This is a genomic window from Endozoicomonas sp. SCSIO W0465 (genome assembly GCF_023716865.1).
In the GTDB taxonomy this organism is placed as follows: Bacteria; Pseudomonadota; Gammaproteobacteria; order Pseudomonadales; family Endozoicomonadaceae; genus Endozoicomonas.
In genome coordinates this window covers 6,417,633-6,430,000 of the sequence record NZ_CP092417.1, presented here as the reverse complement: position 1 = coordinate 6,430,000, position 12,368 = coordinate 6,417,633, and the positions used below count along the sequence as shown (strand labels likewise).

Sequence of the window (12,368 nt, the reverse complement as noted above, 5' to 3'; positions counted from 1 at the left end):
ACACACCGCCCGTCACACCATGGGAGTGGGTTGCTCCAGAAGTAGTTAGTCTAACCCCTTTTCTTTCGGGATAGGGGAGGACGATTACCACGGAGTGATTCATGACTGGGGTGAAGTCGTAACAAGGTAGCCCTAGGGGAACCTGGGGCTGGATCACCTCCTTAATTGATACTAACCAACCGCCGTCCATAAGCGTTCACACGAATTGTTTGATAATAAAACTGCATTCGCAGTTTTATAAGTCATTGTTCTTTAAAAATGTGGAATCCAAATTAAGCTGAATTGATTTAAAAGACGTGCGTCTTTTAAAGAAAATTCTTGCTGAGACACTCTCAAGTTAATTACCGAAAGGTAATAGCTAATGTGTATGGCGTTCAGTTGTCAGTGGTCAGTTAACAGTGACCAGTTGATGACTGAAGATCGTTAAGGTAGTTATTTACCATTGCTTTTACGGGCCGCAGGTAGCGGGTGGCGGGAAGCGGACCTGAAACAGATTGCTTCGGGTTATATGGTCAAGTGACTAAGCGTGCACGGTGGATGCCTTGGCAGTCAGAGGCGATGAAGGACGTGGTAATCTGCGATAAGTCTTGGGGAGCTGATAAACAAGCTGTGATCCAGGAATTTCCGAATGGGGAAACCCAACGGCATAAGCCGTTATTCCTTAGCTGAATACATAGGCTTTGGAAGGCGAACCCGGGGAACTGAAACATCTAAGTACCCGGAGGAAAAGAAATCAATTGAGATTCCCCCAGTAGCGGCGAGCGAACGGGGACCAGCCCTTAAGCAATTTTTGGTTTAGTGGAAGACTCTGGAAAGTGTCGCCATAGTGGGTGATAGCCCCGTACACGAAAGGCCAATCATTGTGAAATCGAGTAGGACGGGACACGTGAAATCCTGTTTGAACATGGGGGGACCATCCTCCAAGGCTAAATACTCCTGACTGACCGATAGTGAACCAGTACCGTGAGGGAAAGGCGAAAAGAACCCCGTTGAGGGGAGTGAAATAGAACCTGAATCCGTGTACGTACAAGCAGTGGGAGTCGGTGGACAGTTGACAGTGGACAGTAGACAGTTAATGTGCAAAAGCACGGTTGACTGCAAGGCTGAAACACCGTCGCTGGATGATAGAACGTCGGAATGGAACAGGGAGCCAGAAACAGGCACTTCCTGAACCGTTCACCGTCTACTGTCTACTGTCAACTGTCCACTGATGACTGCGTACCTTTTGTATAATGGGTCAGCGACTTACTTTCAGTGGCAAGGTTAACCGCATAGGGGAGCCGTAGGGAAACCGAGTCTTAATAGGGCGTGTTCTTCGGAACAACAGTCGCTGGGAGTAGACCCGAAACCGGGCGATCTATCCATGGGCAGGTTGAAGGTTGAGTAACATCAACTGGAGGACCGAACCGACTATCGTTGAAAAGCTAGCGGATGACCTGTGGATAGGAGTGAAAGGCTAATCAAGCCCGGAGATAGCTGGTTCTCCTCGAAAGCTATTTAGGTAGCGCCTCGTGTCTCACCATCGGGGGTAGAGCACTGTTTGGGCTAGGGGGTCATCCCGACTTACCAACCCCATGCAAACTCCGAATACCGATGAGTGCAATCACGGGAGACACACGGCGGGTGCTAACGTCCGTCGTGGAAAGGGAAACAACCCAGACCGTCAGCTAAGGTCCCAAAGTAACAGTTAAGTGGGAAACGATGTGAGAAGGCCCAGACAGCCAGGCTGTCTCTTGATCACAAATAGCTACCTTGTTCTATCATTTCTCACTGATAAAACAGGTCATGCTTCCACTTTCTCCTAAACCATGGTCAGAACTAACTTTTGGATGTGCTGATTTGGGCGATACTCGACGTACAAAACGACTTGTCAAAGTTGCTGCCGAGCTTTCAGCTCATACCGGTAATTCTTTGTCATCTTCATGCGAAGGTTATACCGCACTGGTAACTGGAGCTTACCGGCTGATTGAGAATGAGGCCGTAAAGCCTGAAGCAATAGCTGAGGCAGGCTTTCAGGCAACTGCCAAAATAGCGAGACAGTCTCGCCTACTTCTGGCTCTCGAAGATACAACAACCCTGGGTTATAAACATGCTGTCAGATCCGAGCTTGGTGATCTTGGAGGTCCTGAAGGCTCTAAAACCAGAGGATTCCACGTCCACTCTGTCTTCTTGGTTGATGCGGATACAGAGCGAAGCATTGGGCTTATTGATCAAGAACGATGGGTTAGAGAGGACGTTCAGCGGGGGAAAAAGAACCAACGTCGTCAGCTACCTTACGAGGGAAAGGAAAGCTTTAAGTGGCAAAGAGCCTCTGAAAACACAGAACAAAGGATGGGGGGTAAAATGCCTGACATCATCAGTGTTTGCGACCGGGAGGCGGATATATACGAATATATGCACTACAAACTGGATAACCGACAGCGGTTTGTTGTAAGAGCTACACAAAACAGAATCCTGGTGGATGGCGAACTCTTATTATTTGATTCCTTAGCTCAGACTGAAGTGTTGGGGAAATATACGATAGTGGTTCCTCAAAAAGGAGGTAGAAAGAAGCGAAAGGCAACGCTGCAGGTCAAAAGAAAGAAGATGACAATACAGGCGCCGCAAAGGCCAGGCGGCAGGCCGGAACCGGTAACTATGAATATTGTGTCGGCTGAAGAGATTGGCAATGACTCCGAAGACCGTTTGCACTGGGTACTATTGACAACTGAAGATATTGAAACATTCGAAGACTGTCGCTCTATCATTCGATTTTACGAGCTCCGATGGCGAATAGAAGAGTTCCATAAGGCTTGGAAATCGGGAGCAGGAGTAGAAAGGCTTCGTCTGCAATCTCCGGATAACATTGAACGACTTGCGGTCATATTAATGTTTGTCGCTGTCAGACTAATGCAAATCCGTGAAGCATTAATGTTACCGAATGACAGGCAGCACAAAGACAGAAAGCTTTGGAGTGAAAAAACACTCGCGAATGAGGTGGTCAGTGATGATGAATGGCAGGTTCTCTGGCTAACCTATGAAAAAAAAGCGTTGCCCGATAAGCCGCCAACAGTCACTTGGCTGCTTCAAACGATTGCTCGGCTTGGTGGTTGGGGTGATTCAAAGCATACAGGGCAGCCCGGCTGGTTAGTGGTATGGGAAGGCTGGGCGAAATTGCAGGATCGGGTAAAAACCTGGCAGATAGCCCGGCAGTTCAGCGCTGGAGAGATGTGATCAAGAGTCAGGACAGCCAGGAGGTTGGCTTAGAAGCAGCCACCCTTTAAAGAAAGCGTAATAGCTCACTGGTCGAGTCGGCTCGCGCGGAAGATTTAACGGGGCTCAAACTGTTCACCGAAGCTACGGGGTTCAGTGGGCAGTTGACAGTGGACAGTACACAGTTTGTTGAGTAAGTCATGCAAGGTTTTGAGCAATTGGAAGTTTTCAAAAAAGCGTATCGGACTTCACTTGAAGTTCATAAGCTAACATTTGACTTTCCAAAGCATGAACAAGTGCGTGGGCTTGCTGATCAAATGCGCAGAGCCAGTAAAGGCATATGCGCAAATGTTGCTGAAGGCTATGGCAAAATGAGTATTTCAAAAGCTGAATTTCGAAGGTTCTTATTAATGGCCATCGGATCAGCCGACGAAATGCGAGTATGGATCAGATACTCACTGGATCTCGGATACATCGAGAAAAATCAGTGGGAACACCTGAAAACTGAATACCAGACAATTGCCAAAATGCTAACGAATTTGCACAAAAGTCACCAATGACTCAAGGCAAAACCGTCCACCGTCTACTGTCAACTGTCTACTGAACCGGTAGAGGAGCGTTCTGTAAGCCGTTGAAGGTGCATCGGGAGGTGTGCTGGAGGTATCAGAAGTGCGAATGCTGACATGAGTAACGACAAGGGGAGTGAGAAGCTCCCCCGCCGGAAGACCAAGGGTTCCTGCGCAACGCTAATCGGCGCAGGGTGAGTCGGCCCCTAAGGTGAGGTCGAAAGACGTAATCGATGGGAAACAGGTCAATATTCCTGTACCCCTTCTGACTGCGACGGAGTGACGGAGAAGGCTAGGTCAGCGCAGCGTTGGTTGTCTGCGTTTAAGATAGTAGGCAAGGGATCCAGGCAAATCCGGATCGCTCTCTTAATTGAGAATGCCGAGAATTGATGACGAGGTTCTACGGAACTGAAGTGATTGATGCCATGCTTCCAGGAAAAACTTCTAAGCATCAGGTCAGAAGGGACCGTACCCCAAACCGACACAGGTGGTCAGGTAGAGAATACCAAGGCGCTTGAGAGAACTCGGGTGAAGGAACTAGGCAAAATGGCACCGTAACTTCGGGAGAAGGTGCGCCGGCTTTGGTGATCGGACTTGCTCCGTAAGCTGAGGCTGGTCGAAGATACCAGGTGGCTGCGACTGTTTATTAAAAACACAGCACTGTGCCAACACGAAAGTGGACGTATACGGTGTGACGCCTGCCCGGTGCCGGAAGGTTAATTGATGGGGTTACCTGACCACTTAATCGCTTTATGTATTATGTATATGTTTTAAAGGCTAAAGATAATGGCGACTATTATGTTGGCTATTCGTCTGATTTGCGCCGTCGTCTGGCGGAACATAAATCAGGACAGAGCCGATTCGGTATACAGCATAAAGATATAGAGTTGGTTTACTACGAGGCTTATCAGAGTGAAGCAATCGCAAGAAAGCGAGAAGCCAAGCTGAAAAGTCATAGGCGAGTGAAGCAACTGCTGATAGAGCGATTAAGTGGTCAGGGAAGCTCTTGATCGAAGCCCCGGTAAACGGCGGCCGTAACTATAACGGTCCTAAGGTAGCGAAATTCCTTGTCGGGTAAGTTCCGACCTGCACGAATGGCGTAACGATGGCCACGCTGTCTCCACCCGAGACTCAGTGAAATTGAAATCGCTGTTAAGATGCAGCGTATCCGCGGCTAGACGGAAAGACCCCGTGAACCTTTACTACAGCTTCACAGTGGATCTTGATGTTGCTTGTGTAGGATAGGTGGGAGGCTTTGAAGCGGTGACGCCAGTCATCGTGGAGCCAACCTTGAAATACCACCCTGGCAATATTGAGGTTCTAACCCAGGTCCTGAAACGGGATCGGGGACATTGTGTGGTGGGTAGTTTGACTGGGGCGGTCTCCTCCCAAAGAGTAACGGAGGAGCACGAAGGTTGGCTAAGTACGGTCGGACATCGTACGGTTAGTGTAATGGCACAAGCCAGCTTGACTGCGAGAGGTACATCTCGAGCAGGTACGAAAGTAGGTCATAGTGATCCGGTGGTTCTGCATGGAAGGACCATCGCTCAACGGATAAAAGGTACTCCGGGGATAACAGGCTGATACCGCCCAAGAGTTCACATCGACGGCGGTGTTTGGCACCTCGATGTCGGCTCATCACATCCTGGGGCTGAAGCCGGTCCCAAGGGTATGGCTGTTCGCCATTTAAAGTGGTACGCGAGCTGGGTTTAGAACGTCGTGAGACAGTTCGGTCCCTATCTGCCGTGGACGTTGGAAGTTTGAGAAGAGCTGCTCCTAGTACGAGAGGACCGGAGTGGACGGACCACTGGTGTTCGGGTTGTGTCGCCAGACGCATTGCCCGGTAGCTATGTTCGGACGGGATAACCGCTGAAAGCATCTAAGCGGGAAGCCCCCTTCAAGATGAGACTTCCCTGGAGACATGATCTCCCTGAAGAGCCGTTAAAGACTATGACGTTGATAGGTTGGGTGTGTAAGTGCTGTGAGGCATTGAGCTAACCAATACTAATGACTCGTGCGGCTTGACCATATAACGCCAAAGCGATCTCCAGTAGACAGTAGACAGTAGACAGTAGACAGTTTACTGTGAACAGTTAGAGCCATACATGTAGAGTGTTATGCAAGAATATAAAGCTTAAATAGTGGATTCCTAGTTAATAGTGATAACTGATAACAGTCAACTGTTCACCGTTCACTGTTCACTGTTAACCGACAACCAGATAAGCCTGGCGACCATAGAAAGTTAGAACCACCTGATCCCATCCCGAACTCAGCAGTGAAATGACTTATCGCCGATGGTAGTGTGGGGTTTCCCCATGTGAGAGTAGGTCATCGCCAGGCACCCAATTTAAAGTGTAGAAAAAACAAAGGCTTCCCTACGGAAGCCTTTTGTGCGTTTGGTCAGGTTCGGAATCAGTTCGGATAGTCGCCGAAATTTTTATCCGACTCAGCCTGTGCCAGGGTTTCATAGGATTGCTGCTGGTCCAGCCACGCTTTCAGGTCTTCGACCCGGTAGCGGATGGAACGTCCGAGTTTGAGAAATGGGGGCGGGGTCTGGCCAAACAGCACGCCCGATACTCTTGATTTATCCAGAGCACTTTTACAGACCCCGATGTACAACGCGGCTTCGCGGGTTGAGTAATTGATGCATTCGATGGGGGATTTCACGTCCATGCCATGGTCTCCTTTCCTGGCGATCGGATAACAGGGTTCTGTTATCCCGTAAGATGCTTCAACTGCCATGAAGCGTGTTCTTCTGCTTCCTGAATCATCTCCGGTTTTAATGGAAAAATTTCAGGATGTCATAACCCAGTACCGGCTGTGCGTTACTGGTGGTCAGTCGCTTGCTCTGTCGGTTATGAAATAGGGTTTCGGTGGGGTCGTACATCAGGCCGTACTGCCAGCCCCTATCGGTGAGCAGGTATTTCCCTTTTTTCCCCTGTCCGGTCCATTTGATGATACGGTGTTTCTCCAGCACCTCGACCACATGCTGACGGCTTCTGCCAATAAATTCCCCCAGTTCCACCAGTGAGAAGTAATCGTCCAACTCGTAGCGGTTCCGTTTGCGCTTTGGTTTTCTTGGCACGGGCTCGCAGTCTTCGTCTGACCCATACAGTGGTGGGTCAGCATCGTGGCTATTCCGATCCATTGGCACCGTTTCGGGGCCGGCATCGGTCCTGGGAACTAAACGATCCAGCACGGTCTGATACCACTTCACCTGCTTTACCGGAGTACCGCTGTGGTGGGACTTCCCGGTGTCGAGGATTTCACAGAACGGCGTTCCAAGGTCGGTCGGTATCCACTGCCGGTCGATCTTGGTTTGCAGTCTTGCTGCTTCCAGCCGTCGGTTTACCTCTCGGGCGTCCTGGGGTGATGTCATCATCTGCCCGAGCTGGGTTGGGGTAAATGTCATTTGCTGAACGGGTGCGATCAGTTGTCTCTGACCCATGGCTTCCAGCGGGGAGAAACCGATCTGGCTTTTCAGCAGCCGGTCAGCGGAGAGCAGTTTCTGGTTGCCGGTAAAGCCCAGTGCTTCGGCAAAGGCGATGGCTTTCAGGGAAGTGGCCATGTTGATTTCGAGCAACACCTGCGGTGTGTCGTTCTCCCGTTGATCCAGCGCTGGCTTTTCGGATGACGGATGTATATTGAGCGCATCCGTGAGTTGCTGTTTCCGCTTTTCATCAATGGCCTCTTGTCTGGCCTGTTTGCCTTCCTGGGTCATGGCGGACAGCAGAACATGGTTCGCGGCATTCACCGAAAAGTGATAAACCCGTCTGGGACGGCCTCCAGAACTTTGCAACATCGATGTTGTAAAGTCCTTTCCTTCGCAAAACTCATGCTTTGCGATCTGTCGTTTAATCGCCTGAGCCACGGTTTTGGATTCCAGGTTAAAGCCACAGACGGTTTGCAGCAGCTCCTCACCTTCTACCTGCTCATGCCCTTCAGGGTTGAGTCGAATGATACCGGCGCGTCGGATTTTCAGTTCAGCCTGATCTAGGCTGGTGATGGTGCTGTTTTTATTAAGCACTGTGTTGTCCATAGTCAACGTCCTCTCGCTTCCTTGCTCTTCAGCGTTGTGTGACTGCTCTGGTGTCTATCAGTGAATGCGTTCCGTTGAATGATGGTTAGGGTACGGGTCATTTTCCTGCAGGCGTTGCAGGATCAGTCCGGTGACCAGCATGGATTGATCCCTCGCTAGAGGGCTGTGAATACCCACGGTAATGGCCACGATCAGGGCGGTCATTTCGATCATCACGGTTTCAGCATCCAGTGGCAGTCCTCCCATTCGATCGCCGATCCGATCTGCAATGCGGATTTTTTCCGAGAGTTCCGCTTCCTCTTTGCGGGTGTTGATGCCCGCTGCGCGTTTATGTTTGATCTCCAGGGCCAGAGCCAGGTCATCGGCCGTTAATCCATCCATGGGCTGCCATTCTCCGTTGGGTTAGAAAGGAATCGAGTCATCGTAGTCGTCATACCCCTCAGCGGGTGGCGATGACGGCGGGTTCGTCTTGGTTGGGTAGCGGGTGTTCTGTGGCTGGTGATGGTTGCCGTGGTGAGCGGCGTGTTGTGGTGGCTGATGCTGTTGTTGTTGCTGGGCAGGCTGCTCATTCAGCTTGTCCAGGATCTGAATCTGTCCGTTGAAGCCGGTGACCACGACTTCCGTGGTGTATCGGTCCTGGCCGTGATTGTCCTGCCACTTGCGGGTCTGGAGTTTGCCTTCGATGTAGAGCTTGCTGCCCTTGCGCACCAGCTGCTGGGCAATGTCTGCCAGCTTGCCGAAGGTGACGATGCGGTGCCACTCGGTTCTTTCCTGTGGCTGTCCGTTCCGGTCCTTCCATTTCTCCGAGGTAGCAAGACTGATGTTGGCCACCGCTTCGCCACCGGGGGTATAGCGCACGACGGGGTCCTGCCCGACATGCCCAACCAGGATGACTTTATTAACGCCTCTGCTCATTAAGGTTCTCCTTTAGTTCAGGGGTTTTACTGTCCAGACCGTGGCCGGTTTGCCTTTGTATTTCTCCAGGTCTTTCATGGGGACTTCCGGCAGCATGGCTTTGAAGGCGTCCTGCCATTTCACGTTGCCTTTGCGGTAGGTGGGGTAGAGCTGGAATTGGCTGCCTTTGGTTTTGGCACCTCCGGTCAGGTCGATCAGGTCCTGTTTGGTCTTCTCTGCCAGGGCTTTGGCGGCATTCAGTGTCTGCAGGGCTAGGTGGTAGCTCTGTTCTGCTTTTTGGAAGGTGTCATCGTGTCGAACGACGGCTTCAGCGTACGGGTTGGGGAGTTTCCCTTTATCGTGCAGTCTCTCCGCTTGCTCCAGATCGGCCTTGAATTGATGCCAGCCTTCGATCAGGGTATGACGTCGATCGTCGTGAGCGTCGTAATAGACCCAGCGAAGGTTTTCACGGGTGCCATCGGAGCAGACAAAGATGACCCGACCCCCTTTCTGGTTACTGACCAGCAGCTGTTGCTCCAGTTGCCAGTAGTAACCGGGTTCAATACCTTCCCCTTCGATCTGGGCGACGACTTTTGGGTTCCAGAGTTTGTGTTCGAAGATCAGTTTTCGATCCAGATCAAGGCCGTCAAAGCTGGCCAGCAGGGGCAGGCCTTCCACGGTCCGGGTGCCAGTCACCGGGAAGAGGGTTTTCATCTCCTGTACTTCAATGATGGGGCGAGCCTCAGCTTCTGCTGCGTGCCCCATATCAAAACGATGTTGCTGCTGGGGCGTAACCGGTGGCGTATAGCCGGTGACTTTCTGATAGATCAGTTGGTCACGGCTGATGAAGGGGCTGTCGCCCATCATGGCGGGTGCTTCACTGGCGGTGAAGTGTGCCCGCCGCAAAGCCAGCCATTCAGGACTGCCCTGTTTGACATTGATCAGTTTCATTTATTGGCCTCCTGGGTGGAGTGTGGTTGGATGGAACGTGGCTGGATAGCCTGGATGTGCTGAACCTGTTGGGGGGAAAGGGGGGCTCTGCTTTCGGCATTGATGATGATGTCTTCCACGGTGTTGCGGCCGGACTCGATACGGGCAGTCCAGTCCGGCAGGTTGCGCTGGAAGTCGTCGTCCGGGTAAACCGATGGCTTTTCCGTCGGTACGTCCGGTGCATGGCCGTCCACATCGTCATCGGTGCAGGCCACGCCAAGGATACCGACCAGTGCGATCCGCTTCAGATAGGTGACCGCAGAGGACATTTGCTGGATCTGGTTTTTGTTGCCGCTGGCGTCCACCGGACCAGAGACGGTATTGTGGATGGCGTGACCGGATACATGCCCCAGGTGGCAGGTGATGGTGATCATGCTAACGGTCACCGGTCGTATTTCTGTGAGGCCTTGTTGTCGTTCAACCTCCTTTTGTACCGCTACCTGTTCCTGAGATTGTTCAAACCAGTAGCTGAGACCCACTGTGTGCAGCACCGGTTGAACTGCCTGCACCACATCATCCATGGAGGCATAACTGTATTTCATGGTGTAGCCTTTGGTGGTGGTGAAGCTGGCAGTCTTGCTCTTTTTGACCGCAGGCAGTTCTTTTTGAAAAGCGGCAAAGGCGTGGTTGAACTGCTGCTCTGCCAGCTTTTCCTGCCGATGTTCGTAGAGTTTCATGACCCGTTCCAGGGTTTCGATATTGGCGCCGTTCTCCAGAACGCGGTTGAGCAGCTGACCCATTTCAGTAACGGGGGTGGTGTCCGGCACCGTAATTGGGTGGGTTTCCTGGGTGATACACTCCTGCACTTTCTTTTTAGCGGGCATGGCGGCGGGCCTCATCGGTGAGAATTCGGTGTCTGACGGCGAGCACCTGGTCGGCAATTTCCATGCGGAAACTTTTTTCCAGTGCTTTGGATAACGTGTCGTGCAGTTCACACCAGGCGCGGAAATCGACGATTACCGCATCACAGGTTTTGGGGTCTTTGCGCCACGCGGCGATTTCGTCCCGGATGACCCGGTAGATCTGAAGGACCGTCATGCTCGGTGAGACCTTTTTGGCAATACGGTCTTTCAGCTGGCAGACCTTGCTGTAGTCATAGGTGTATTGATTGATGTTCAGCCAGTCGCTGATGCCGGTGATTACCGGTTCTGCCAGCCGGTTTTCATGAACCGCATGTTGGTTAGCCACGGCAATAACCTCGCTTGCTCGCATAGTTAATGATGTCCCAGCTGGAAAGGCGGGAGTGTTCGTCACTGCAGTCATGGGCCAGCTGTTTGACAGCCAGCCAGCGAAAGCCCTGCATGGGGTGAAATTCTTCTAAGATGAGAAACTGGATCAGGGAGATGGCCGTGATGAGACCAATACCTCTAACCAGGAAGGTGCCGTTGGTTTCCAGGCTCTGCTGAAAGTCGGTTTCGATTCGTTCCAGTTCGGTCTCGATACACTCTTCCAGGGTTTCTCTGGCATCGAGGGCATGAAGATGCTGGTTGAGATCACGGGTGACAGCATCCATTAATATTCCACAGAGGCTCTATTTTGATTACGAACTGCTCTACAGTGAAAACTGACTGTAGGTCACGAAAAACAAGGATTGAGCAACATTACCGGACAATATGCTGACAACCTTTGTAGATAAAGGGCTTCAGCAATGTTCAACCCAGTAGCAGTCTGAAATCCTACAAGAGCCTCCCACAGATTTATTATTTGATTATCTAATCTACACGCAAGGAATAGTAATTTACAAATAGGGAATAGATAATATTTATCTATAATGAGAATGCCTTTGATAGATGTTGACTAAATAATGTAAATGGTCACTGAATTTAGTGGCTATAGGAGGGCTGAAGGACTGGATGGGGGATTTCGTTAGTTAATTATTGGCTTTTCGTGTGATTGAGCGGTTTATGTTTCGGAAATTTGTTGTTTACATATCGGGATTCGAGACGGGTTAATCACGGTCAAACAGTTTAAAGGAAACCACGGCACTTCTGGCCGTGGAGGTTATCTGGAAACCTGGTGTCATTAACGAAGTGACAGGCTATAGCCTACCGCTGTTCCTTTAAAAATCTCCATGATGTCTCCCTCATGGGTGAAATCCAGGTTGCTGTAGAGCCGGTTGATGACCCTGAGGTAGTGCTCGGTCGCGCTGAGGCGTTTCCACTCCCGCAGAACCATTCGGTTGTTATGCTGAACCAGAAGAATATCGCCGGATTGAGGCATGGTATCGACATCAATTTGTACAGAACTGCCTTCCGGAATATGCTTCTTCTCGGCATTGGTCAGATCAATCATCGTATCGTTGTCCATAATGACCAGAAAGCTGTTCTCGCTGCAGGACTCGATAATGCGGATACCGGAAGTCTCCTGGTATACCTTCCCCTTCTCCTCAATTTCTGCCCAGAATTTTTCGATGTCATCCATGGTGATCACTGGCAGTTTGTGATCTTCCAGGGCTTCTTCGCCAGTATCCAGCCAGTGAACGCTCACGCCCAATACTTCGGCCACGGCCATTTTCTGTTCCAGCTTGGGCTCGCGCTGACCATTCATCCACAGACTGACACTGGACTTACTCCAGCCTGATCGTGATGCAATCTCCAGATCCCGGATGCCGAGTTCGCTTGCCTTCTGTCGGGCTCGTTCTGACCAGTGAATCGTCACATGCATTTCCGTAGTGGTTGTTTATGGAT

General features: G+C 51.0%; 9 protein-coding genes and 3 rRNA genes (1 of these 12 only partly in view). 3 read left to right on the top strand and 9 right to left on the bottom strand.

Annotation, left to right across the window (positions count from 1 at the left end; translation table 11 throughout):
• The 3 genes from MJO57_RS28930 to rrf all read left to right on the top strand — a co-directional run.
• Window positions 1–164 (top strand): 16S ribosomal RNA (locus MJO57_RS28930); it begins 1,404 nt to the left of the window's first position.
• A 346-nt stretch (window positions 165–510) separates the two neighbouring features.
• A 23S ribosomal RNA gene (locus MJO57_RS28925) occupies window positions 511–5,787 on the top strand.
• Between the two features lie 195 nt (window positions 5,788–5,982).
• Window positions 5,983–6,098: ribosomal RNA gene (gene rrf, locus MJO57_RS28920) — 5S ribosomal RNA — on the top strand.
• The 16S, 23S and 5S rRNA genes sit together here, the layout of an rRNA operon.
• Window positions 6,099–6,170: 72 nt before the next feature.
• Here the strand turns inward: rrf and MJO57_RS28915 are convergent.
• The 9 genes from MJO57_RS28915 to MJO57_RS28875 all read right to left on the bottom strand — a co-directional run bounded on the left by MJO57_RS28915 (window position 6,171) and on the right by MJO57_RS28875 (window position 12,345).
• Window positions 6,171–6,431, bottom strand: a complete 261-nt coding sequence (locus MJO57_RS28915) for a helix-turn-helix domain-containing protein (protein ID WP_066017891.1) — start codon at window positions 6,429–6,431, stop codon at window positions 6,171–6,173.
• Window positions 6,432–6,537: 106 nt separating this feature from the next.
• On the bottom strand, window positions 6,538–7,785 hold the full coding sequence (locus tag MJO57_RS28910; RefSeq protein ID WP_252020720.1) for a hypothetical protein: 1,248 nt from the start codon (window positions 7,783–7,785) through the stop codon (window positions 6,538–6,540).
• Between the two features lie 69 nt (window positions 7,786–7,854).
• Window positions 7,855–8,178, bottom strand: coding sequence for a hypothetical protein (locus MJO57_RS28905; RefSeq protein ID WP_066017883.1), 324 nt, complete (start codon window positions 8,176–8,178; stop codon window positions 7,855–7,857).
• Between the two features lie 21 nt (window positions 8,179–8,199).
• Window positions 8,200–8,712, bottom strand: a complete 513-nt coding sequence (gene ssb, locus MJO57_RS28900; protein WP_252020718.1) for a single-stranded DNA-binding protein — start codon at window positions 8,710–8,712, stop codon at window positions 8,200–8,202.
• 12 nt (window positions 8,713–8,724) lie between these two features.
• Window positions 8,725–9,642 (bottom strand): YqaJ viral recombinase family protein, encoded by a 918-nt coding sequence (locus MJO57_RS28895; protein WP_252020716.1) that lies wholly within the window; start codon window positions 9,640–9,642, stop codon window positions 8,725–8,727.
• Window positions 9,639–10,505, bottom strand: a complete 867-nt coding sequence (locus MJO57_RS28890; RefSeq protein ID WP_252020714.1) for an ERF family protein — start codon at window positions 10,503–10,505, stop codon at window positions 9,639–9,641. Before MJO57_RS28890 ends, MJO57_RS28895 begins: the two co-directional genes overlap by 4 nt.
• Window positions 10,495–10,869 (bottom strand): hypothetical protein, encoded by a 375-nt coding sequence (locus tag MJO57_RS28885; RefSeq protein WP_252020713.1) that lies wholly within the window; start codon window positions 10,867–10,869, stop codon window positions 10,495–10,497. Before MJO57_RS28885 ends, MJO57_RS28890 begins: the two co-directional genes overlap by 11 nt.
• On the bottom strand, window positions 10,862–11,194 hold the full coding sequence (locus tag MJO57_RS28880) for a hypothetical protein (protein ID WP_252020711.1): 333 nt from the start codon (window positions 11,192–11,194) through the stop codon (window positions 10,862–10,864). The genes MJO57_RS28885 and MJO57_RS28880 overlap by 8 nt, the downstream gene beginning before the upstream one ends.
• Window positions 11,195–11,703: 509 nt before the next feature.
• Complete coding sequence (locus tag MJO57_RS28875) at window positions 11,704–12,345, bottom strand: helix-turn-helix domain-containing protein (RefSeq protein ID WP_252020709.1); 642 nt, start codon at window positions 12,343–12,345, stop codon at window positions 11,704–11,706.
• Between the last annotated feature and the right edge of the window lie 23 nt (window positions 12,346–12,368).

Excerpts from the sequence above, each read along its gene's own strand:
- MJO57_RS28915 (WP_066017891.1), bottom strand. The coding sequence starts at position 6,431 with ATGGACGTGAAATCCCCCATCGAATGCATCAATTACTCAACCCGCGAA.
- MJO57_RS28905 (WP_066017883.1), bottom strand. The coding sequence starts at position 8,178 with ATGGATGGATTAACGGCCGATGACCTGGCTCTGGCCCTGGAGATCAAA.
- ssb (WP_252020718.1), bottom strand. The coding sequence starts at position 8,712 with ATGAGCAGAGGCGTTAATAAAGTCATCCTGGTTGGGCATGTCGGGCAG.
- MJO57_RS28895 (WP_252020716.1), bottom strand. The coding sequence starts at position 9,642 with ATGAAACTGATCAATGTCAAACAGGGCAGTCCTGAATGGCTGGCTTTG.
- MJO57_RS28890 (WP_252020714.1), bottom strand. The coding sequence starts at position 10,505 with ATGCCCGCTAAAAAGAAAGTGCAGGAGTGTATCACCCAGGAAACCCAC.
- MJO57_RS28880 (WP_252020711.1), bottom strand. The coding sequence starts at position 11,194 with ATGGATGCTGTCACCCGTGATCTCAACCAGCATCTTCATGCCCTCGAT.
- MJO57_RS28875 (WP_252020709.1), bottom strand. The coding sequence starts at position 12,345 with ATGCATGTGACGATTCACTGGTCAGAACGAGCCCGACAGAAGGCAAGC.